Source organism: Shewanella indica (assembly GCF_033842865.1).
Classification (GTDB): domain Bacteria; phylum Pseudomonadota; class Gammaproteobacteria; order Enterobacterales; family Shewanellaceae; genus Shewanella; species Shewanella indica.
In genome coordinates this window covers 1,240,931-1,263,704 of the sequence record NZ_JAWXXR010000001.1, presented here as the reverse complement: position 1 = coordinate 1,263,704, position 22,774 = coordinate 1,240,931, and the positions used below count along the sequence as shown (strand labels likewise).

20 protein-coding genes, 2 tRNA genes, 3 rRNA genes and 1 pseudogene are annotated in these 22,774 nt (G+C 49.3%); 16 read left to right on the top strand and 10 right to left on the bottom strand.

The window, feature by feature from the left end:
• The first annotated feature begins 8 nt into the window (after positions 1–8).
• Genes rpsK through rplQ form a run of 4 tightly spaced genes read left to right on the top strand, consistent with a single transcriptional unit; the run spans position 9 to position 2,510 of the window.
• Positions 9–401 carry a 30S ribosomal protein S11 gene (gene rpsK / locus SIL79_RS05810; protein WP_025011978.1) on the top strand — a complete coding sequence of 131 codons (393 nt, stop codon included), beginning with the start codon at positions 9–11 and terminating at the stop codon, positions 399–401.
• A gap of 34 nt (positions 402–435) precedes the next feature.
• On the top strand, positions 436–1,056 hold the full coding sequence (gene rpsD, locus SIL79_RS05805) for a 30S ribosomal protein S4 (protein WP_025011979.1): 621 nt from the start codon (positions 436–438) through the stop codon (positions 1,054–1,056).
• A 24-nt stretch (positions 1,057–1,080) separates the two neighbouring features.
• Complete coding sequence (locus SIL79_RS05800) at positions 1,081–2,070, top strand: DNA-directed RNA polymerase subunit alpha (protein ID WP_039036048.1); 990 nt, start codon at positions 1,081–1,083, stop codon at positions 2,068–2,070.
• A 41-nt stretch (positions 2,071–2,111) separates the two neighbouring features.
• Entirely contained in the window at positions 2,112–2,510 is a 399-nt protein-coding gene (gene rplQ / locus SIL79_RS05795; RefSeq protein WP_028781249.1) for a 50S ribosomal protein L17, read from the top strand.
• Positions 2,511–2,576: 66 nt separating this feature from the next.
• On the opposite strand, the gene SIL79_RS05790 is transcribed toward rplQ, so the two are convergent.
• The 6 genes from SIL79_RS05790 to ccmA form a co-directional block, all read right to left on the bottom strand.
• The gene (locus tag SIL79_RS05790) at positions 2,577–3,551 is read right to left on the bottom strand and encodes an ABC transporter substrate-binding protein (RefSeq protein WP_162207296.1); all 975 of its coding nucleotides are present in this window, start codon (positions 3,549–3,551) and stop codon (positions 2,577–2,579) included.
• A 103-nt stretch (positions 3,552–3,654) separates the two neighbouring features.
• Entirely contained in the window at positions 3,655–4,143 is a 489-nt protein-coding gene (ccmE, locus tag SIL79_RS05785; protein ID WP_039036050.1) for a cytochrome c maturation protein CcmE, read from the bottom strand.
• Positions 4,140–4,340, bottom strand: coding sequence for a heme exporter protein CcmD (ccmD, locus tag SIL79_RS05780; protein WP_025011982.1), 201 nt, complete (start codon positions 4,338–4,340; stop codon positions 4,140–4,142). The genes ccmE and ccmD overlap by 4 nt, the downstream gene beginning before the upstream one ends.
• Entirely contained in the window at positions 4,340–5,086 is a 747-nt protein-coding gene (locus SIL79_RS05775) for a heme ABC transporter permease (RefSeq protein WP_025011983.1), read from the bottom strand. Before SIL79_RS05775 ends, ccmD begins: the two co-directional genes overlap by 1 nt.
• A 1-nt stretch (position 5,087) precedes the next feature.
• A complete protein-coding gene (gene ccmB / locus SIL79_RS05770) occupies positions 5,088–5,774 on the bottom strand; it encodes a heme exporter protein CcmB (protein WP_025011984.1) in 687 nt (228 codons plus the stop codon).
• Between the two features lie 12 nt (positions 5,775–5,786).
• Positions 5,787–6,434, bottom strand: coding sequence for a cytochrome c biogenesis heme-transporting ATPase CcmA (gene ccmA, locus SIL79_RS05765; RefSeq protein ID WP_071476055.1), 648 nt, complete (start codon positions 6,432–6,434; stop codon positions 5,787–5,789).
• Positions 6,435–6,757: 323 nt separating this feature from the next.
• Here ccmA and SIL79_RS05760 point away from each other — a divergent pair, with 323 nt between their 5' ends.
• Positions 6,758–7,051, top strand: a complete 294-nt coding sequence (locus SIL79_RS05760; protein ID WP_039036052.1) for a c-type cytochrome — start codon at positions 6,758–6,760, stop codon at positions 7,049–7,051.
• Positions 7,052–7,116: 65 nt separating this feature from the next.
• Here the strand turns inward: SIL79_RS05760 and ccmI are convergent, their stop codons facing one another.
• Positions 7,117–8,370, bottom strand: coding sequence for a c-type cytochrome biogenesis protein CcmI (gene ccmI, locus SIL79_RS05755; RefSeq protein ID WP_071476054.1), 1,254 nt, complete (start codon positions 8,368–8,370; stop codon positions 7,117–7,119).
• Between the two features lie 452 nt (positions 8,371–8,822).
• Here ccmI and SIL79_RS05750 point away from each other — a divergent pair, with 452 nt between their 5' ends.
• The 10 genes and pseudogenes from SIL79_RS05750 to SIL79_RS05705 all read left to right on the top strand — a co-directional run bounded on the left by SIL79_RS05750 (position 8,823) and on the right by SIL79_RS05705 (position 19,383).
• Positions 8,823–10,799 (top strand): heme lyase CcmF/NrfE family subunit, encoded by a 1,977-nt coding sequence (locus SIL79_RS05750; RefSeq protein ID WP_039036147.1) that lies wholly within the window; start codon positions 8,823–8,825, stop codon positions 10,797–10,799.
• A 16-nt stretch (positions 10,800–10,815) separates the two neighbouring features.
• A complete protein-coding gene (locus SIL79_RS05745) occupies positions 10,816–11,370 on the top strand; it encodes a DsbE family thiol:disulfide interchange protein (RefSeq protein WP_039036146.1) in 555 nt (184 codons plus the stop codon).
• Entirely contained in the window at positions 11,367–11,846 is a 480-nt protein-coding gene (nrfF, locus tag SIL79_RS05740; protein WP_039036145.1) for a heme lyase NrfEFG subunit NrfF, read from the top strand. Before SIL79_RS05745 ends, nrfF begins: the two co-directional genes overlap by 4 nt.
• Entirely contained in the window at positions 11,846–12,430 is a 585-nt protein-coding gene (locus SIL79_RS05735; protein WP_039036144.1) for a TlpA disulfide reductase family protein, read from the top strand. The genes nrfF and SIL79_RS05735 overlap by 1 nt, the downstream gene beginning before the upstream one ends.
• A gap of 433 nt (positions 12,431–12,863) precedes the next feature.
• Positions 12,864–14,408 (top strand): 16S ribosomal RNA (locus SIL79_RS05730).
• A gap of 289 nt (positions 14,409–14,697) precedes the next feature.
• Positions 14,698–17,693, top strand: a 23S ribosomal RNA gene (locus tag SIL79_RS05725).
• A 91-nt stretch (positions 17,694–17,784) separates the two neighbouring features.
• Positions 17,785–17,860, top strand: a tRNA-Val gene (locus tag SIL79_RS05720).
• A 116-nt stretch (positions 17,861–17,976) separates the two neighbouring features.
• Positions 17,977–18,092: ribosomal RNA gene (gene rrf / locus SIL79_RS05715) — 5S ribosomal RNA — on the top strand.
• The 16S, 23S and 5S rRNA genes sit together here with 2 tRNA genes alongside, the layout of an rRNA operon.
• Positions 18,093–18,129: 37 nt before the next feature.
• A tRNA-Asp gene (locus tag SIL79_RS05710) sits at positions 18,130–18,206 on the top strand.
• 138 nt (positions 18,207–18,344) lie between these two features.
• A pseudogene (locus tag SIL79_RS05705) lies at positions 18,345–19,383 on the top strand (IS630 family transposase).
• Here the strand turns inward: SIL79_RS05705 and SIL79_RS05700 are convergent.
• Both SIL79_RS05700 and trmA read right to left on the bottom strand, forming a co-directional pair.
• On the bottom strand, positions 19,319–19,534 hold the full coding sequence (locus SIL79_RS05700; RefSeq protein WP_222116214.1) for a transposase: 216 nt from the start codon (positions 19,532–19,534) through the stop codon (positions 19,319–19,321). The pseudogene SIL79_RS05705 and the gene SIL79_RS05700 sit on opposite strands and share 65 nt — an antisense overlap.
• Before the next feature lie 331 nt (positions 19,535–19,865).
• A complete protein-coding gene (gene trmA, locus SIL79_RS05695) occupies positions 19,866–20,966 on the bottom strand; it encodes a tRNA (uridine(54)-C5)-methyltransferase TrmA (protein ID WP_039036163.1) in 1,101 nt (366 codons plus the stop codon).
• 165 nt (positions 20,967–21,131) lie between these two features.
• Here trmA and murI point away from each other — a divergent pair, with 165 nt between their 5' ends.
• Positions 21,132–21,935 (top strand): glutamate racemase, encoded by an 804-nt coding sequence (gene murI, locus SIL79_RS05690; RefSeq protein ID WP_039036162.1) that lies wholly within the window; start codon positions 21,132–21,134, stop codon positions 21,933–21,935.
• Between the two features lie 5 nt (positions 21,936–21,940).
• Here murI and SIL79_RS05685 read toward each other — a convergent pair whose 3' ends face one another.
• Positions 21,941–22,390, bottom strand: a complete 450-nt coding sequence (locus SIL79_RS05685; protein ID WP_039036161.1) for an RNA recognition motif domain-containing protein — start codon at positions 22,388–22,390, stop codon at positions 21,941–21,943.
• Positions 22,391–22,774 lie beyond the last annotated feature (384 nt).

Here is a 22,774-nt window from a genome sequence, read left to right as displayed (position 1 = left end):
GGTAGACAATGGCTAAAGTTCCGTCACGTTCTCCGCGTAAGCGCGTACGTAAACAGGTTGCTGATGGCATGGCTCATATCCATGCGTCTTTCAACAATACAATTGTTACTATCACAGATCGTCAAGGTAACGCTCTGTCATGGGCGACTGCAGGTGGTTCAGGTTTCCGTGGTTCACGTAAATCTACTCCATTTGCTGCGCAGGTGGCAGCTGAGCGCGCAGGTACTGCTGCTCAGGATTATGGTGTTAAAAACCTTGAAGTTTTCGTGAAGGGTCCAGGTCCAGGTCGTGAGTCAGCCATTCGTGCGCTGAACGCTGTTGGTTACAAAATTACCAACATCACTGATGTGACGCCGATCCCTCATAACGGTTGTCGTCCTCCTAAAAAACGCCGCGTGTAATTGGCAGTTTCGTTAGGATAGTTGGAGAAAGATCATGGCAAGATACTTGGGTCCCAAGCTCAAGCTCAGCCGCCGGGAAGGTACTGACCTTTTCCTGAAAAGCGGTGTGAGAGCAATCGATTCGAAGTGTAAGCTGGAAGCTGCACCTGGACAACATGGCGCTCGTAAGCCACGTTTGTCTGATTATGGCTTGCAGTTACGCGAGAAACAAAAAGTTCGTCGTATTTACGGTGTACTGGAAAAGCAGTTCCGTAACTACTACAAAGAGGCTGCACGTCTGAAAGGCAACACAGGTGAAAACCTGCTGCAACTTTTGGAAACCCGTCTGGATAACGTAGTTTATCGTATGGGCTTCGGTGCGACTCGTGCAGAAGCACGTCAGCTGGTTAGCCATAAGTCAATTATGGTCAACGGTCGTGTTGTTAACATTCCGTCATTCAAAGTGTCTGCGAATGATGTTGTAAGCATTCGCGAGAAGTCACAGAAGCAAGCCCGTATCAAGGCTGCTCTGGAAGTGGCTGCTCAACGCGAGAAGCCTACATGGGTTGAAGTCGACAGCGCAAAAATGGAAGGTGCTTTCAAGCGTCTGCCAGAACGTAGCGATTTGTCTGCGGAAATTAACGAACAGCTGATCGTCGAGCTTTACTCTAAGTAAGGCTAACAAACAAGAGAGGACACAATGCAGGGTTCTGTTACAGAATTTCTTAAACCGCGTCTCGTTGATATCGAGCAGGTTAACCCAACTCGTGCCAAGGTGACTCTGGAGCCACTCGAGCGTGGTTTTGGTCATACTTTGGGTAACGCGTTGCGTCGCATCCTATTGTCGTCTATGCCCGGCTGCGCGGTTACCGAAGTCGAGATCGACGGCGTACTGCATGAATACAGCAGTAAGGAAGGCGTACAAGAAGATATCCTTGAAATATTGCTGAACCTGAAAGGGCTGGCAGTTATGATCGAGGGTAAAGACGAGGCTATGCTCACTCTGAGCAAGTCCGGCGCAGGCCCTGTTACCGCAGCCGACATCACCCACGACGGCGATGTCACAATCGTGAACCCGGATCATGTTATCTGTCACTTGACCGGTAACAATGACATCAGTATGCGTATCCGCGTTGAGCGTGGTCGTGGTTATGTACCGGCTTCTGCCCGTGCACAAACCGAAGACGATGATCGCCCAATCGGTCGTCTGCTGGTCGATGCTTCATTCTCGCCAGTTGCTCGCATTGCTTATAATGTTGAGGCGGCTCGTGTGGAACAGCGTACTGACTTGGACAAGCTGATCATCGATATGACCACTAATGGTACTATCGATCCTGAAGAAGCTATCCGTCGTTCTGCGACCATCTTGGCTGAACAGCTGGATGCCTTCGTTGAACTACGTGATGTGACTGAGCCAGAGCAGAAAGAAGAGAAACCGGAGTTCGATCCGATTCTGTTGCGTCCTGTCGACGATTTAGAGCTAACTGTACGTTCGGCTAACTGTTTGAAAGCCGAAGCGATTCATTACATCGGAGATCTGGTACAACGCACTGAAGTTGAGCTGCTCAAAACGCCTAACCTGGGTAAGAAATCTCTTACCGAGATCAAGGATGTGTTGGCATCTCGCGGACTGTCGCTAGGTATGCGTCTGGAAAACTGGCCACCGGCTAGTTTGGCAGACGACCTGTAAGTCCCAGGTTTTGTACAGATTTAGGTTATAAGGATTAGGTCATGCGCCATCGTAAGAGTGGTCGTCAACTTAACCGCAACAGCAGTCACCGCCAAGCCATGTTCCGTAACATGGCAAGTTCACTGGTTCGTCATGAAATCATCAAGACAACCGTAGTGAAGGCCAAAGAACTGCGTCGCGTAGTTGAGCCTCTGATAACACTTGCTAAAAGTGACAGCGTAGCAAACCGTCGTCTGGCGTTTGCTCGTACTCGCGACCAAGAAGTCGTAGGTAAACTGTTTAACGAACTGGGTCCACGCTATCAGGAACGTCCTGGTGGTTACACCCGTATCCTGAAGTGCGGTCTGCGTGCCGGTGATAAAGCCCCTATGGCTTACATCGAGCTGGTAGGTCGCCCAGAAGCCGCTGAAGCTGTAGAAGTTGAAGCTGCTGCTGAGTAATCTCAGGTAAGTTCTGAAAAAGCCCCGCTCACAAGCGGGGCTTTTTATTTTGTTCGTCGCCTAAGGTCAATCTACGAGTTCGGCCTGCTGTTTGACCCTGTCTGGCAGTTTCAGTTGCCATTTTGTTAAACCACTCTCACTGAACAGATAAGCACCGCTGGTATCCATCTTTGGGAATATAGTTGCCGGTCTTATGCCCGCCAGGATCTGTTTGGCTATGGTTCCTGCTATGCAGCCATGCTTGTAACCATCCAGAATATAGCCTCCGATATTGCCTTCAGAGCCGACACTGAAATGCCAAAAACCAAAATGAGGCACAGTGGCGTTGTCGTGGGTCCAACGTGCTACCTGTAGCTCACCTACTATCTGTTGCTTATCATCTTGCAGCATTTGATACAGGGCCACAAACACAGCATCATAGCCTCGCTCTCGGGCGCTTGACACAGAAGCCTGCCAACTACTGAACTTTTGATGTTGTTCAATATCGATTTGGTTGTTGCCTATCATCAAATTTTGGTTGAGCTTTTTGATGGAAGCTACCGCTGTGTCCGAGGTATAACCCGAGTCAAATAACAGTAAGAATTTATGTGGTGGTGGGGTGGGTAACATAGCCTGTGCCATCAAGAGGGAACGTTTGAACAGAGGACGTTCCAACACACCGGTAATGTTAGCTGTATGTTTGATCCTATAATCACGAGGATTGCCGTTGATCCCTAAATAAACTACCGGGGTTTGGGTTTGGCTGAAGCGTTCGTGTAGCAGCATCAAGGCATTGTCATCGGCGAGAAAGACCAAATCGGGTTTAAGTTCCAGGTATCTTTGCCAGGCTTTATTGGCCTGGATTTCAAACTGTTCTTTGGGGAGTCGCTTGGTATCGAGAGCGAAAGTCTCAAATTGGTGTTCATTGCCAAGGATGGACATTATCCCGGCTTTATAGCTTTGGTCCCAGGGATATTCGGCATGATAGGACTCAATCAGCAAGAGATTGGCAGCACCGATTGGCAGTGACAGCAGTATACCCAGAAATACCAATGCGCGCATGCCAAGTCCTTCTATTCAGCCTGTAGCATTTTAGCGTGGCATAAATTTCTGACTCTGCAAGTAATAAAAAAGCCTCCGAAGAGGCTTTTTTATCTAAGGGCGTTTACTTGGCGCCGCCGACCTGTTGCGTGTTGTACTCAAGCTTTTCATGGGTCTGGCCCATGGCTTCAGCAACTTCAGGTGGCATATAGTTTTCATCGTGCTTGGCCAGCACTTCAGAGGCTTCCAATTTGCCAGATTCAACCAGTACACCCTGGGCTACAATCCCCTGTCCCTCACGGAACAGATCCGGCAACAGGTCATCATAAGTCACTATGATTTCACCGCCGGCGGCATCATGCACGGCAAATTCAACATGCAGGCTTTCAGGATCACGTACCATGGAGCCTACAGTAACCATGCCCCCCACGCGGATCCGCTGGCCCACTTCCGGCTTAATGCCTGTGTCCTTTTTACCATTGACTATCTCGGTGGGAGTATAGAAGAGGTTAAGGTTAGAGTTGAGGGCATATAACAGCAAAGAAGCCACGGCTGCAACACCTGCAATCAAGGCCACTGCCAATACCAGTCTTTTTTTGCGTCTTGGGTTCACGATCTGTTACTCCGGTTTTGAGCGAGGCGTTCCTCACGTTGCACTTTGGATGCTATTTCCTGCAGTACCCGACGCTTCTTCATCGAACTAACTAGGATAAGCAGGCTAAGGGACACGAAAGTGACACCGTAGGCCAACCACACATAGAAGGCATAGCCGCCCATGTTGAAAAACTCTGCTAAAGATTGAAACTGCATTATTTGACTCCTTCGGCCTTGGCCAGTTCCCTAACCCAGGGGCGCATTCCATTACGGGCCAGAATTTCGGCACGGAAACGCACCAGAGTGATGGCACCTATCATCAGACCAAACCCAAATATGTTGATCAATAAAGGGTAGAGCATGTCGGTGGACATGGTCGACTTTTCGGTGATTCGGATAGTGGATGGCTGGTGCAGTGAGTTCCACCATTCAACCGAATACTTAATGATAGGGATATTGATCACCCCTACTATGGCCAGAATGCCGGCGGCTCTGGCTGCCAGCACCTTATCTTCGAATGAGGCATAGAGGGAGATAACCCCTAAATATAGGAACAACAGCACAAGTTCAGAGGTCAGGCGTGCATCCCAAACCCACCAAGTGCCCCACATGGGTTTACCCCAAGTGGCACCAGTGAACAGAGCGATAAAGGTCACTACAGCACCAATTGGTGCGATAGAGGCGGCTGCCCAATCGGCCAGCTTAATCTGCCACACCAGGCCAATGAAGGCCGCGGTTGCCATGCCCATGTAAGCAGCCATTGACATGGATGCAGCCGGTACGTGGATAAAGATAATACGGTAGCTGTCACCCTGTTGGTAATCAGTGGGAGCAAATGCCAAGCCCCACACGGTTCCGGTTGCGATAAGTGCCAGGGCAAGCAGTGCAAACCAAGGCAGTAGTTTTCCTGACAGTTGATACGCCCTTTGAGGGTCGGCGTAGGGATGTAACCATTTCCACATTTCAGTTAGTACTCACTCGCAATGAGGCACCAATAGCAAAAGGTGCCAAGACTAAAGAACCGACCAGCATAGCGCCTAAAATCGCTAGCTGACCATCATAGGGTTGTTTGGATGCTGCAAAGTCGATCGCGCCGGTCGCAAAGATCAACACTGGTATATACAGTGGCAGGATCAACAAACTCAACAGCACGCCGCCTTTGCGTAAGCCCACTGTCAGGGCTACACCTATGGCGCCAAGCAGACTCAACACAGGTGTCCCCAGCATCAAGGTGGCTATCAGGGCACCATAACTGTTGTCGTCCAGATGCAGCAGCACAGCCAACAGCGGTGCGATTATAATTAAAGGTACGCCAGTCAGTAACCAGTGAGCAAACACTTTGGCCAGTACCAACAGCGCCAGTGGCTGCGGGCTAAGCAACATCTGCTCCAGACTTCCGTCACTGAAGTCTGCCTTGAACAACCGTTCCAGTGACAACATGGCTGCCAGCAAGGCCGCAACCCAGATAATCCCGGGAGCAATCCGGGTCAACACCTGCGGCTCAGGACCTATACCCAGCGGAAACAGGGTAACCACTATGATAAAAAACAGCAGTGGGTTAAAAATATCACCACGATGACGCACGGCAATCTGTAGATCCCGTTTCAGCAGGGTGAAAAATGCCTTGGTAAAACTAATGCCTCTGTTCATCTCTGCTAAGCCTTATACGAAGCGATAATCCAAGCGGATTTTCCGCAACCTTTCATCTGTAATGATGCCCATATCCTGGTGGGTCGTCAGAATGACGCAGCCACCGGCGTCGGCATGGCGAATATAGAGTTGTTCCAATTCAGCGACCCCTTTCTTATCGATCGCGGTAAAGGGCTCATCCAGAATCCAGATTTTACAGGCGGTATGCCAGAGCCTGGCGAGTGCGGTTCGTCTGTGTTGGCCCGCAGACAGGTGGCCTGCAAGCGCTTCTTCAAAACCGGTCAGGTTGACTTTGGCAAGGATTTCCCGAGCATCAAAGTCATCATACCCACTGATTCTTAAATTGAAGTTAAGGTTTTCCTCGGCGGTTAATTCGCTTTTCACGCCCGCGAGATGGCCCAGATAAAGCAGGTTTTCATTGAACTCATCGCGGCAACGAGTAATAGCTTCTCCCTGGAACAGGACTTCCCCTCCGTATGGGCGTGACAGGCCAGCGAGGATCCGCAGTAGGCTGGTTTTACCGGCACCGTTGGGACCTTCAATCTGGACAATATCGCCAGGATGGATATCGAAGCTGAGTTCATCGAATAGTATTCGCTCTTCTCGAATACAAGTGAGGCTGCTTGCCGACAGCAGTGATGTAGGTTTTGGTTCTGCCACTGAGCCCTCTATAACAAGCGATAAGGAAACACAAGAGATACTAACACATGCTCTGGCTGGGGTTTACCACTGGTTTGCACTAAGTTTCAGCAATTTGATGTGCTTCCAATAAAAGTGAATTTTTTGGAACTTTTTTATCTGTTACTAATATATTAATGAATTCGCGACCTTTGTCCTTTTTTACGGAACAAGCTGCGATTTTAATCACAAAAAGGTGAGATTTATTGAAGTTTGTTGTACTCTTAGCGAGCTAAAATGAGTCTGCCTGCTTAAACCAAGGGCAGCGTTGAGCTTTGTAAGTATTTGCATTAGGAACATTGAACATGAAAAAACTGTTAGCAATGACCGCAGTAGCTGCATTGACTATGTCTGCGAACGTGTCAGCCCAAGAAGGTGAGGCCGTTTACAATAAAGCCTGCCAAGTCTGCCATAGCATGGGTGTTGCCGGTGCACCTAAAGCACACGATGCTGCTGCTTGGGAGCCTCGCCTGGCCAAAGGTATCGACACCCTGCTTAACAGCGTTAAGTCTGGTTTGAACGCTATGCCTCCTGGTGGCATGTGTACAGATTGTACTGATGAAGATTACAAGAACGCTATTGGATTCATGTCCAAGTAATCAGGTATCATCATAAAAAAACCGGCATCAGCCGGTTTTTTTATGTCTATTTGTCAAGGTTAGGATTACTGAACTTCGGTATCCAGCACCAGTTCACCGCTGGCACCGACTTTGATGCTGGCCAGCTTACCTTGCAGATCGCCTGGTTGAGGTTTTACGCTGCCGTGCTTGGACAATACTGCAATCACTTCAACATCGGTAGCATCGCTGAGTTTAACGTTACCACCCATATTGGTGGAATCATCCAGAGTCACAGTCACAGGTAATGACTTGGCACTCACCTTGGTGGCAGCCAGTGGGACTTTAGGGCCTTCGGTTGCTCTGGCAAAGATGAACAACATATCTGTATTGCTGACTTTGGCCGCCAGTTCAGGGGCGATAGAGACATTCAGTGTCACTGTCTTTGCTGTTGCTGTCTTTAAGCCCTTGTGAGCCTCATCATTTGGCATAGTGGCACCACCTTCTGCCTGCAGGCGCATCTTGGCGCTGTCGATGGCATTGATCAGTGCGGCGCGATCCACGTCGGCTCTATCACTGTCAAGAATGGTTTGCCAAGCGCCGATTGCCTTGTTGTAATCCGCGGTAAAGAAAGCATCCATACCAACCAGCAGTAGAGTGGAAGGGTCTTGTGGATCCAGTTTCAGCGCTTGATCAATCAGTGACTGAACCACAGGGATCATCTGCTGACCGGCCTTATAATAGAGGGCGGTAGCTTTGGGGCCAAGCAACTCGGCGTGAACTCCCACCAGTTCGATCACCTTATCAAAGGCTGCTACTGCCTGATCATATTGTCCGGCAGAGATGTAGGCGTGACCCAGACTGAACCAAGCTTGGCTGTTTTCCGGCTCCTGCTGCACTGCAGATTCCATCATTTGCACCCGTTGCATCATGATCTGTTCAGTACTCATACCTGCATGGGGGTTTTCAGGTTGAGGTGAATCGATATTCTGATAGGCGCCTAACTGTTGATAGGAGTAACCGGCCACGACCAGTAATACGGCAGACATCAGACTTGGCCACAGTAGCCCTTTAGGCTTGGCTTGTGTATCGAGCGAATCATCCGCTCCTTGCTTGATGTCCTGCAACAAGCTGACTTCCAGCTCCTTTTTCAGGGATTCAAATTCGTCTTGGTCCAGCAGTTCTTCCTGGCGTTCTTTTTCCAGAATAGCTAGACGTTCGTTAAACAGTTCCAGGTTGGTCTGTTTACGGACACCGGACTCTTCAGCCTTGAGTAGCTTCTGCTGCCGGAAATGAGGGAGCCAGATCAGCCCCAGGCTGACTAACACAACAATCGCAATAAAAATCCAAAAAGTGGTCATTATGTTTATTTCACGTTGGTTTGTGACAAAGCGGGGTTACCGCACGGCCTGATTGCAAGATTATACGGAAAGATGATTCATTGAACAGTAATATAAGTCCCCCACCAAAGTTAATGGTCATAGTTGGGCACTGGTTCACAGTTCCAAATTTCAGCAAAAAATTCAATGAAACTTCTCTACTTAACGCCTGTCACAGCTTGGAGTCTTGCCGTTTTTCCATGGTCAATATTGGTCTCTCGGAGAATGAGAGCCGCGACCCATAATTGGTGGAAAGTGGCAGACAGGAACAAAAGCAAATACTAAAATGAACAAAAATTCGTAATATATACCTGTTAACCCTTGCGGCTTTTAAGCCGCAATTAAGTTAATAAAGTAATGGTGTGTGCCCGTAGTTGTGCGTCTGCCTAGAATAGAAGCTTGGCAGACATTGACCTGGAAACTGAGGAAAACCCATGATCCCAGAACTTGGACATTTCTCATTGATCATAGGGATGGCGTTCGCAGTACTGCTGATGACAGTCCCCCTGATCGGTGTTGCCCGCAAAGACCAATACCTAGTGCGCTATGCCTGGCCACTAAGTTACGGTATGTTTTTTTTCATCTTTTTATCGGTAATTGCGTTGGGTTATAGCTTCGCAATCGATGACTTCTCAGTAGCCTATGTGGCTCATCATTCCAACTCTCAATTGCCCATCTTCTTTAAGATTGCAGCAGTCTGGGGCGGACATGAAGGCTCATTGTTGTTCTGGGTCTTCTCACTTTCGGTGTGGACCGCAGCTGTAGCTTTCTTCAGCAAGGGGTTGGAAGAGGTGTTTACCGCTCGGGTATTGGCCGTGTTGGCGATGATCACCATAGGCTTTACCCTGTTTATGCTGCTCACTTCCAGCCCATTCGAACGTTTGTTCCCGATCCCGGCAGAAGGGCGTGACCTTAACCCTATGTTGCAGGATGTGGGTTTGATCTTCCACCCACCCATGCTTTATCTGGGGTATGTGGGCTTCTCAGTTAGCTTTGCCTTCGCCATTGCTGCGCTGATGAGCGGTCGACTCGATTCTGCCTGGGCTCGTTGGAGTCGTCCTTGGACTCTGGCTGCCTGGATCTTCCTCACTGGTGGTATCGCATTGGGCTCCTGGTGGGCATATTACGAGTTAGGTTGGGGCGGTTGGTGGTTCTGGGATCCGGTTGAAAACGCGTCCTTTATGCCATGGCTTGTTGGTACAGCTCTGGTTCACTCCTTGATAGTGACAGAGAAGCGCGGTGCCTTCCGTAACTGGACAGTGCTTCTGTCTATCTTTGCCTTCTCTTTGAGCTTACTGGGTACATTTATTGTTCGTTCTGGCGTGCTGACCTCAGTGCACTCCTTTGCGGCAGACCCAGGCCGGGGTATGTTCATTCTGTTGCTGCTCGGTTTGGCTATCGGTGGTTCGCTGACCCTGTTTGCCTTCCGTGCCAGTGAAATGAGCAGCCCAGCTCGCTTCGATTTGAAATCCAAAGAAACCATGCTGCTGGTTTGTAACGTATTGCTGACTGTGGCTGCAGGTACTGTATTGCTCGGTACTCTTTATCCACTGCTGATCGATGCGTTGGGCATGGGTAAGATTTCTGTTGGCCCACCATACTTTAATGCAGTGTTTGTTCCTATCGTGCTGGTGCTGTTCGGCTTTATGGGGATTGGTCCCATCATTCGCTGGAAAAAATCCAAACAAGGAGAGCTCAAACGTCAGTTATTGGTACCTGCGATTATCTCGGCTGTGCTGGGTGTAATCGCGCCATTTATCGCCGGTGGTGAGTTCAACATCTGGGTGGCACTGGGTATAGGTGCGGCAGTCTGGATTGTGCTGGCGACTCTGCGTGCCGGTTACAACGTGATTAAAGCTAAAGATGGTAGTGTCAGCCTGGCGCGTATGGGCCGCAGTGAACTGGGGATGATCATTGCTCACTTAGGTATTGCTGTCTCAGTAGTTGGTGCCACCATGGTGTCTAACTACTCTATTGAGAAGAGCGTGCGCATGGGGCCTGGTACCAGTCATGAACTGGCCGGTTACACCTTCAACTATCTGGAAACCCGTAACGTTGTTGGCCCCAATTACACGGCACAGCAAGGACAGGTTGAAGTACTTAAAGATGGTGAAAAGATTGCATTGTTGCAGCCGGATCGTCGTCAATACAATGTTCGCACCATGGATATGACCGAAGCCGGTATCGACTGGGGCCTGTTCCGGGATCTCTATGTCACTATGGGCGACCCTATTAGCCGTACTGAATTTGCAGTGCGACTGAACTACAAACCTTTTGTTCGTTGGTTGTGGTTTGGCAGCATCTTTATGATGGTTGGTGGTTTCTTTGCTGCTTCAGACAAGCGATACCGTGCCAAGGCGCGTGCTGAAGAAGCGGCCTCAGCCAAGAAAGCCAAACTGGCAACAGCCTGAAACAGGTAAGAAGAAGATGAAGAAGCTAATACTTTTTATTCCACTGATATTGTTTCTTTTGATGGGGATCTTCCTTTATAAGGGACTGTTCTTGAATCCGCAGCAGTTGGATTCCGCTTTGGAAGGCAAGCCAGTGCCTGCCTTCCAATTGGAAAAACTGGAAACGCCGGGAGAGATGATCACCAACGAAGATCTCAAAGGTAAGGTATCCATGCTGAACGTATGGGCAACTTGGTGTCCATCCTGTAAGTATGAACATCCTTACCTGATGCAACTGGCACGTCAGAATTTGATACCTATCCATGGCATTAATTATCGTGACGAGCGTGCACTGGCAATGAGAGAACTCTCTCGTCAAGGCGACCCTTACACGCTGAATATCTATGACAAAGATGGTCGTCTTGGTCTGGATCTCGGAGTATACGGTGCGCCGGAAAGTTTCATCGTGGATCATAACGGCATTATTCGTTATCGCTATGCTGGGCCGGTAGATATGCGGGTTTGGAAAGAAACTCTGTATCCCATGATCCAACAGTTGCAGGCCGAGGCCGCTAAGGATAAAGCGTCATGAGAAAGTTGCTGCTAAAAACCTTTGCTGTTGTAGCACTCCTGATTGGCTATGCCGCTCAGGTGGCGGCAACGCCGGTGGACACTTTCGAGTTCAGCTCTCCTGATAAGCAGAAGCGAGCGTTGTCGTTGGCTCATGAGCTGCGTTGCCCTCAGTGTCAGAACCAAAATCTGATCGATTCCAACTCACCGGTTGCCCGCGATCTACGTCTTGAAGTGTACAAGATGGTGGAAGAGGGCAAAGCCGATGATGAAATCGTCCAGTTCATGACCAGTCGCTATGGCGAGTTTGTCCTCTATAAGCCGAGACTTGAAACCAAGACCTACGTTCTGTGGCTTGGGCCTGTGGCACTGCTGTTGTTTGGTGGTTTGATTGGCTTTATCTTCATCCGTAAACAACGTACTTCCGGTGGTAAAGAGCTTGAACTGTCTGCCGAAGAACAACGCCAGTTGGATGAGTTATTGAAGCGAGACAAGTAATGAATAAACTCGGATACTCATTACTTTTGCTGGCGTCCCTGTCACTGGGGGCGCAGGCTTATCCTGGTATGCAGCCAAAGGAGCACAATCAGATCCAATCCAGTGTCGACAAGATCAATGTCCTCCCCCACAGCTTTCCCCTGGAAGTGGTGCCGTTTCAAGATAAGGCCGGTAGCCAATTGGATTTCAGTCAACACAAAGGAAAAGTGGTGCTGGTCAATATCTGGGCCACTTGGTGTCCTCCGTGTGTTAGGGAGTTGCCGGCACTGGAACGACTTGAAGAGCAGTTCAGTGAGAAAGAGTTCGCCCTGCTACCGATTTCCATCGATCAGGGGGGGCAGGAGCAAGTTGCCAGTTTTCTGCAATCCCAGGGGATGGCAAACTTCCACAGTTACTACGATCCGCAGATGCAGTTGGGGCAGATATTCCCACTCGATACTATCCCGGCGACCTTTATTCTAAATGGTAAAGGGGAGCTGATTGCCTTTGTTCGTAGCTTTGTCGACTGGGATGACCCAAAAGCGATAGCCTTACTCAAAGGCTTTATTGAGCAGGAAAATGTTACTAAGTCGGCTGCAAACTAGCTAAATCTGGTTGTAAAACAGCCATGATGACTGAAAAAGATCGTTTTTGCCTAAAAGTTCGGCAAGCGATCTTTTTTCTTTTAAAAAGCCCTTGCACAAAAGTTCAGGCTCCCTATAATGCGCTCCCACTGACACGGCACAGCGGCAACGCGAAAGACGTGACAGGGTCGAAGAAAAGAGGCTCTTGAGTCCTTTCAACGACAGGCGAAAAAAGATGGTGAATACCTCTTGACGCCGCAGCAGGAAAGCGTAGAATACGCAGCCCTGACCCGATGACCACAGCGTCTAAGGGATTGCTCTTTAACAAGATAAACAAGCAAATCTGTGTGGACACTCACAGGCATTGAGAAATCGACAAAACGATTTAACTCGATGAAGAGTGTTCATACGAACAGAATTCATTGAGCAGAACCTTCGGGTTCAACCAAAACTTTAATTGAAGAGTTTGATCATGGCTCAGATTGAACGCTGGCGGCAGGCCTAACACATGCAAGTCGAGCGGTAACATTTCAAAAGCTTGCTTTTGAAGATGACGAGCGGCGGACGGGTGAGTAATGCCTGGGAATTTGCCCATTTGTGGGGGATAACAGTTGGAAACGACTGCTAATACCGCATACGCCCTACGGGGGAAAGCAGGGGAACTTCGGTCCTTGCGCTGATGGATAAGCCCAGGTGGGATTAGCTAGTAGGTGGGGTAATGGCTCACCTAGGCAACGATCCCTAGCTGGTCTGAGAGGATGATCAGCCACACTGGGACTGAGACACGGCCCAGACTCCTACGGGAGGCAGCAGTGGGGAATATTGCACAATGGGGGAAACCCTGATGCAGCCATGCCGCGTGTGTGAAGAAGGCCTTCGGGTTGTAAAGCACTTTCAGCGAGGAGGAAAGGGTGTAAGTTAATACCTTACATCTGTGACGTTACTCGCAGAAGAAGCACCGGCTAACTCCGTGCCAGCAGCCGCGGTAATACGGAGGGTGCGAGCGTTAATCGGAATTACTGGGCGTAAAGCGTGCGCAGGCGGTTTGTTAAGCGAGATGTGAAAGCCCCGGGCTCAACCTGGGAACCGCATTTCGAACTGGCAAACTAGAGTCTTGTAGAGGGGGGTAGAATTCCAGGTGTAGCGGTGAAATGCGTAGAGATCTGGAGGAATACCGGTGGCGAAGGCGGCCCCCTGGACAAAGACTGACGCTCAGGCACGAAAGCGTGGGGAGCAAACAGGATTAGATACCCTGGTAGTCCACGCCGTAAACGATGTCTACTCGGAGTTTGGTGTCTTGAACACTGGGCTCTCAAGCTAACGCATTAAGTAGACCGCCTGGGGAGTACGGCCGCAAGGTTAAAACTCAAATGAATTGACGGGGGCCCGCACAAGCGGTGGAGCATGTGGTTTAATTCGATGCAACGCGAAGAACCTTACCTACTCTTGACATCCAGAGAACTTTCCAGAGATGGATTGGTGCCTTCGGGAACTCTGAGACAGGTGCTGCATGGCTGTCGTCAGCTCGTGTTGTGAAATGTTGGGTTAAGTCCCGCAACGAGCGCAACCCCTATCCTTACTTGCCAGCGGGTAATGCCGGGAACTTTAGGGAGACTGCCGGTGATAAACCGGAGGAAGGTGGGGACGACGTCAAGTCATCATGGCCCTTACGAGTAGGGCTACACACGTGCTACAATGGTCGGTACAGAGGGTTGCGAAGCCGCGAGGTGGAGCTAATCTCATAAAGCCGGTCGTAGTCCGGATTGGAGTCTGCAACTCGACTCCATGAAGTCGGAATCGCTAGTAATCGTGGATCAGAATGCCACGGTGAATACGTTCCCGGGCCTTGTACACACCGCCCGTCACACCATGGGAGTGGGCTGCACCAGAAGTAGATAGCTTAACCTTCGGGAGGGCGTTTACCACGGTGTGGTTCATGACTGGGGTGAAGTCGTAACAAGGTAGCCCTAGGGGAACCTGGGGCTGGATCACCTCCTTACCTAAGCGATAATTGGTGTTTGTTGAGTGTTCACACAGATTGCTTGTTCATAGAGCAGGCCGTTGACCCTGGTAGGTCAATGAGTTCTTTAACAATTTGGAAAGCTGATAGTAGACATCAAGACGACTCTCAGGAGTTGTATTTGATGAATACAAATTGAGTTCTCAAACACTTCAATCAAGTGTTTTGGAAATTCTTCAAGGCGAGTCCACTTCCTTAACCCGGAGGTGAGACAAGTAAACCTAAGCTGGTTGCAATACAATCCGATGAAAACTCATCCGGGTTGTATGGTTAAGCGACCAAGCGTATACGGTGGATGCCTTGGCAGTCAGAGGCGATGAAGGACGTAGTAACTTGCGAAAAGCGTTGGTGAGCTAGTAACAAGCATTTGAGCCAGCGATGTCCGAATGGGGAAACCCGGCACCATAAGGTGTCATCAATACGTGAATACATAGCGTATTGAGGCGAACGAGGGGAACTGAAACATCTAAGTACCCTCAGGAAAAGAAATCAACCGAGATTCCCCAAGTAGCGGCGAGCGAACGGGGATTAGCCCTTAAGTCTTTGGGGTGTTAGTGGAATGTGTTGGAAAGCACAGCGGCACAGGGTGATAGCCCCGTACATGTAAACTAACCAGAGATGAAATCGAGTAAGGCGGCACACGTGACATGTTGTCTGAATATGGGGGGACCATCCTCCAAGGCTAAATACTCCTGACTGACCGATAGTGAACCAGTACCGTGAGGGAAAGGCGAAAAGAACCCCTGTGAGGGGAGTGAAATAGAACCTGAAACCGTATACGTACAAGCAGTGGAAGCGGTTCTTGAGACCGTGACTGCGTACCTTTTGTATAATGGGTCAGCGACTTACATTTAGTAGCGAGGTTAAGCGAATAGCGGAGCCGTAGGGAAACCGAGTGTTAACTGCGCGTTTAGTTGCTAGGTGTAGACCCGAAACCCGGTGATCTAGCCATGGGCAGGTTGAAGGTTGAGTAACATCAACTGGAGGACCGAACCGACTAATGTTGAAAAATTAGCGGATGACTTGTGGCTGGGGGTGAAAGGCCAATCAAACCGGGAGATATCTGGTTCTCCTCGAAAGCTATTTAGGTAGCGCCTCGGACGAACACCTTTGGGGGTAGAGCACTGTTAAGGCTAGGGGGTCATCCCGACTTACCAACCCTTTGCAAACTCCGAATACCAAAGAGTGCTATCCGGGAGACAGACGGCGGGTGCTAACGTCCGTCGTCAAAAGGGAAACAACCCAGACCGTCAGCTAAGGTCCCAAAGTAATTGCTAAGTGGGAAACGATGTGGGAAGGCTTAGACAGCTAGGATGTTGGCTTAGAAGCAGCCATCATTTAAAGAAAGCGTAATAGCTCACTAGTCGAGTCGGCCTGCGCGGAAGATGTAACGGGGCTAAGCAATTCACCGAAGCTACGGGTATCAGCGCATCACCTGATGCGATTTGCTGGCGTGATTCACTTTGTGAATGACGCCCAAGCACCCAACACGTTGAGTCGAAAGATGAAACAGGGTGTTTAAGTCGTATGAGGGATGCGCTGATGCGGTAGAGGAGCGTTCTGTAAGCCGTTGAAGGCGAAGGGGTAACCCACGCTGGAGGTATCAGAAGTGCGAATGCTGACATGAGTAACGATAAAGGGGGTGAAAAACCCCCTCGCCGAAAGACCAAGGGTTCCTGTCCAACGTTAATCGGGGCAGGGTGAGTCGACCCCTAAGGCGAGGCTGAAAGGCGTAGTCGATGGGAAACGGGTTAATATTCCCGTACTTCTGCTAACTGCGATGGAGAGACGGAGAAGGCTAGGCCAGCGCGGCGTTGGTTGTCCGCGTTTAAGGTAGTAGGTGGTGTGCTTAGGCAAATCCGGGCACACATACACTGAGAGCTGACGACGAGTCCCTACGGGGATGAAGTGGTTGATGCCATGCTTCCAGGAAAATCTTCTAAGCTTCAGGTTAGTAGAAATCGTACCCCAAACCGACACAGGTGGTCGGGTAGAGAATACCAAGGCGCTTGAGAGAACTCGGCTGAAGGAACTAGGCAAAATGATACCGTAACTTCGGGAGAAGGTACGCTGCCGGCGGTGAAGACCTCGCGTCGTAAGCTGCTGGCAGTCGCAGATACCAGGTGGCTGCAACTGTTTATCAAAAACACAGCACTGTGCAAAATCGCAAGATGACGTATACGGTGTGACGCCTGCCCGGTGCCGGAAGGTTAATTGATTGGGTTATCTTCGGAGAAGCTCATGATCGAAGCCCCGGTAAACGGCGGCCGTAACTATAACGGTCCTAAGGTAGCGAAATTCCTTGTCGGGTAAGTTCCGACCTGCACGAATGGCGTAATGATGGCCACGCTGTCTCCAGCCGAGACTCAGTGAAGTTGAAATTGCGGTGAAGATGCCGTATACCCGCGGCTAGACGGAAAGACCCCGTGAACCTTTACTATAGCTTGGCACTGAACATTGACCCTACATGTGTAGGATAGGTGGGAGACTTAGAAGCGAGAACGCCAGTTCTTGTGGAGTCAACCTTGAAATACCACCCTTGTAGTGTTGATGTTCTAACCTTGGTCCCTTATCGGGATTAGGGACAGTGCCTGGTGGGTAGTTTGACTGGGGCGGTCTCCTCCCAAAGAGTAACGGAGGAGCACGAAGGTTGGCTAAGTACGGTCGGACATCGTACGGTTAGTGCAATGGCATAAGCCAGCTTAACTGCGAGACAGACACGTCGAGCAGATGCGAAAGCAGGTCATAGTGATCCGGTGGTTCTGAATGGAAGGGCCATCGCTCAACGGATAAAAGGTACTCCGGGGATAACAGGCTGATACCGCCCAAGAGTTCATATCGACGGCGGTGTTTGGCACCTCGATGTCGGCTCATCACATCCTGGGGCTGAAGTCGGTCCCAAGGGTATGGCTGTTCGCCATTTAAAGTGGTACGCGAGCTGGGTTCAGAACGTCGTGAGACAGTTCGGTCCCTATCTGCCGTGGGCGTTGGATGATTGAGGGGAGCTGCTCCTAGTACGAGAGGACCGGAGTGGACGAACCGCTGGTGTTCGGGTTGTCATGCCAATGGCATTGCCCGGTAGCTACGTTCGGAATCGATAACCGCTGAAAGCATCTAAGCGGGAAGCGAGCCCCAAGATGAGTCATCCCTAGGTCCTAGAGACCTCTGAAGAGCCGTTCGAGACCAGGACGTTGATAGGCAGGGTGTGTAAGCGTTGCGAGGCGTTGAGCTAACCTGTACTAATGACTCGAGAGGCTTAACCATACAACCCAGATGGGTTTTACAGACTTGAAGAAGTTAGATACTTGATTGAAGTTTGAACTCAAGCTCTGAAAAGAGCACAGCCAAGAATACCGGTCGCTTAGCTCAGCCGGGAGAGCACCTCCCTTACAAGGAGGGGGTCACTGGTTCGATCCCAGTAGCGACCACCATATTTCAAAGCAACAGCTTTCTGAATTGAAGAACAAAGGTTAATAACGCAGGTAATTGTTTGGCTGATAAAGCTGGAGCAATACCGTCAGACGGATAATTAACCAGTAAGAATATGTCTGGTGACAATAGCATTGTGGTCCCACCTGATCCCATCCCGAACTCAGAAGTGAAACGCAATCGCGCCGATGGTAGTGTGGGGTCTCCCCATGTGAGAGTAGGTCATCGCCAGACGCCCAATTTTAGTAGTGCGCCAAGGCGTGATACTAAAGGAGCGGTAGTTCAGTTGGTTAGAATACCGGCCTGTCACGCCGGGGGTCGCGGGTTCGAGTCCCGTCCGCTCCGCCAACTTAAAGAGAAAGCCTCATCGAAAGATGAGGCTTTTTTCGTATTCTGCCGTAGACTACCTACTGAATTGTCATCAATAATACTAATCCGCATTGAAGTCTGATCTAATGGTAGGCAACTCAACACTTATGGTTGGCCATGAAATCTGAAACTGCCGAAAGCTTGCTTTGCCTCTCTAAAAAAGAAAAAAATCCCCAAAAGCGTATGCGGTTACTCGCCGTGTCCATATTTTTGCAATCCCGTAATCGTACTCAAGTAGCGAACCAGTTGAAGGTGGCAAGATCCAGCGTCAACTCATGGGTCTCAAACTATCTTGAACAAGGGCTCGTAGGGCTTGAAGATAAGCAGCGACCCGGCAAAAGACCATCATTGTCCAATGACCAAAAGCGAAGGCTCGCCAGATATATTGAGTTCAAAGCACAATCGAATGAGGGAGGCAGGCTAACCGGGGCAGATATCCAGCAATACATATTGAGTGAGTTTGGTGTCGAGTACCACCTCAATCATATCTACAAGCTACTCAAAGGCATGGGGTTCAGCTGGATAACCAGCCGCTCCAGGCATCCCAAACAGACTCAAGGCGTGCAGAACGCTTTTAAAAAAGTTTACTCTGGAAACGATCCTTCACACACCTATCCATATACGACCACACCAGATTGATATTTGGTTTCAGGACGAAGCCAGATTTGGTCAGCAAAATACAACAACACGACTCTGGGCATCGAAAGGCAGTAGACCCAGAGCGCTAAAACAGCAGCAGTTTGAATACGCGCACCTCTTCGGCGCAGTCTGTCCCGCAACAGGAGAAACTGAAGCCATCATCACGCCGTTTGTTAATAAGGACATCATGCGCCAGCACCTGGAACTGATCGCCAACCGAACTAAACCAGGATGACATGCTGTGGTGGTAATGGATGGTGCAGGGTGGCATACCAATGACATTGCAGTTGATATCCCCAACTTGTCGATATTCAAATTGCCGTCCTATTCCCCGGAGCTAAACCCCATCGAACAGGTGTGGGGTTGGCTACGCCAACGTCATCTCGCTAATCGCGGTTTCAAAGGATATGAGGACATTGTGGATGCTTGCAGTCAGGCTTGGAACGACTGCGTCAGCAGTACAAAGCGAGTGATAAAGATGTGCACCAGAGACTGGGCGAAAGTGACTGAACTTTAATGCGGAATGGTATTAAAAGCCGCTTGAGCTTTATTAGATTGCTTGGGGGGATATCTAAGCAATGTGCAACATCTGCGATGGAATGGCTACGATCAACAAGCTGTTTGACTGCTCCAACTTGGAACTCTTCAGGGTAATGTTTACCACTCAATGACCAGCTATTTTTCAGTTATTTTATCTAAGGAAGGTGCGAATAAGCCTTTGTGGCGTTCTCTTGTGTAGAGAGCGGGTTGCTGTGAAGGCCCCGAAGTTCGTGGCTTACAGACCAGAATGCTGTGTTGTGTTTCTAGCAAAGGACTAAGGCCATTTGCTACGAACCACGTCTTGCATTTAGTCATGTAAGCCGACGCAGTGCATACATGGGACTTGTTCGTAGTTTCTCTAACTGAGAGGCGTCTAGGAAATCAGTGGCGATTCAGCTTCCATATCCCCCACGCCGTACCTTGAGTTATTCTCGTTATAGTATGGCAACTCTGAAACCTTTATTTAATGCGCTTTAGCAATACACCCGCTTCCATATGGTCGGTATAAGGGAATTGATCAAACAAGGCAAAGCGTCTGATCTCATGAGTCTGACTCAATTGTTCGAGATTCATTGCCAGGGTTTGTGGGTTGCAAGAAATATAGAGAATAGAGTCATAACTCTGTACCAAGTTGACGGTCTCGGGATCCAGGCCGGCTCGCGGTGGGTCAACAAAGATGGTGTTGCAGTCGTAACTCTTGAGGTCTATTCCCTCCAGACGTTTGAAGCTACGTTCACCCGTCATGGCTTGAGTAAACTCTTCGGCTGACATACGAATTATTTGCAGGTTCTCAGTGCCGTTTTGCTCAATATTGTATTGAGCGGAATCGACAGAAGGTTTGGCTAATTCAGTTGCCAGTACCTTAGTGAAATTCTGTGCCAGAGCAATGGAAAAGTTGCCATTACCACAATAGAGTTCAAGTAAATCGCCGTTACTGTCACGGGTACAGTCTATCGCCCATTCCAGCATTTTGGTCGCCACATGGGCATTAGGCTGGGTGAAACTGTTTTCCACTTGTTTATAGATGTATTCCTGCTGGTTGACTTGCAGGCGTTCGATAACGAAATCTCTATCTAAGACAAACTTCTGTTTGCGGGCTCGGCCGATAATATCGACCTTGAACTCTTTCCCGAGTCTTTGTTTCAACGCCTTGGCTTCATCGAGCCAGTTATCATCCAACTGCTTGTGATACAGCAGTGACACCAAAATCTCGCCGGACAGAGTAGAGAGGAAGTCTACTTGAAACAGCTTGTGTCTCAGTATGCTGTTGGGGCGTAGCTCGGCCATCAGTGCTGGCATCATTTGATTGATAAGGGCACTGGCTGGCAGGAATTGATCGCAACGAACCTTGGCTTGTTGTTGTTGGTCAAACATGTAGTAGTAGAGGTCATCTCCGTCATGCCAAACCCGGAATTCTGCTCTCATACGGTAGTGTTTCTGTACCGAGGGAAATACCTCTAATACCGGCGGAGTGAAGCGGGCAAAGGCCTGTTCCAGCTTGAGACGCTTTTGTTCCAACTGCGTGTCATATTGATTGGGGTCCATTGCTTCTAAATTCATAATATTCACTCTTGGCTTAAAACCGGGGGCGCAAATATTATACTACGTGGCGCTTATGTCCAGTTTCATTCCTTTGTGCTTTTATTCAAGCTGTGAAAAAATAAGTTCTTATCTGCTTTCGTGGTTTCAAACCATGACTCGTCTTATATCGTTTAGAGGCTCAATTTGTCACGTCCCATACTGGTTTTTGACTCAGGCATAGGTGGCCTATCGGTGCTGAAAGAGATCCGTAAGCTATTGCCGCTGAGACAGTATTGCTATCTGTTTGATAACGCGCGCTTGCCTTATGGTGAGCTCGCGGAAGCAGAGTTGATAAACGGATGTGTGGACTTGGTTACTACCATGGCCAAGCAGATAGATGCCGCGATAGTGGTCATAGCTTGCAATACAGCCAGCACTTTGGTTCTTCCCGAGTTGAGATCTCAACTGACGATTCCTGTTGTCGGGGTTGTACCCGCTATCAAACCGGCTGCGGCTATCTCCAAGCGAAAGCATATAGGCTTACTGGCCACACCGGGAACTGTCAAAAGGGCTTATACCAAGGAACTGATCAATCACTTTGCCAACGACTGTCAAGTGGAACTCTTTGGTTGTTCAGAACTGGTATTGCTAGCAGAGGCCAAGGCGGCTGGTCAGGCCATAGATATCGCAGAAATGAAGAAGTTACTGCAACCTATCATCTACAGTGAACTAGATGTGCTTGTGCTTGGCTGCACTCACTTTCCTATGCTGAAGCCTGAGCTACAACAAATACTGGGTGATTATGTTGAGTTATTGGACTCCGGTGAGGCGATTGCGAAGAGAGTGAAGAATCTACTGCAATATCAGCAGGAAACCGCTGACTTAGATCAACCAAGTAATGAATGGGCTTTTTATACCAGCGAGAGAATTACTGAAGGATTGAAATCAACGCTGGCCGAGTATGGTTTTGCTCAAACGGCCAAGACCTCGACCAGCGTGATGACGTAGGACTACTATTCCTGTTTATCTGAATCTTGCGATTTGGCTTCACGTACTTTCAGGGTGCGCTCCTGGAATATGAAGTCATTTAGTTTGGTCATCGCCTTTTGAGCGCCGGACTCTGACATTTCCACAAAACCAAATCCTTTACGTCTGCCGGTTTTGCGATCTCTCACTAAACGAACAGAATTCACTGGACCGTATTCCTCAAATAATAACTTTACTTCAGTGTCGTGTGCTCTGTAAGGGAGGTTACCCACGTAGAGAGTCATGGTTGGGCCATTGTAAGTTTCTTGTCCTTTAGCTTGAGCCTGGCTTGGACTGGATGTGAATGCATAAACTGCAGCAGCAAGGAGTGCACCAACAGGGAAGGCCAAAAATGCAGGCAGTTGAGGCATGAGTTGGTATATCGCAAGCGCGCCCAGAATGGCGATGCCCAACACAATCAAAAATGACTTTTGCATAAGAAATGTTCTCTGTGAAGAATAATTGATAAATTACTGTTAAAAGCAATGACTATGGTAATGAATTATTTACCTTTAAACCAGACTGACGCCCAAAAAATGACCTTTGCTCTCATTTTTAAACATAAGCAGGACCTTTAAGCTAAGTTTTTTATGCAAAAAGGCTATTAAATGGCCTTCGAGGTTAAAAGGTAGGCGCTTAGTGTAAGGGGGAGTAAAAAGCTCTTGCGCTATTGGCTGGCCTCCCTATAATGCGCTCCCACTGACACGACACAGCGGCAACGCGAAAGACGTGGCAGGGTCGAAGAAAAGAGGCTCTCGAGTCCTTTCAACGACAGGCGAAAAAAGATGGTAAATACCTCTTGACGCCGCAGCAGGAAAGCG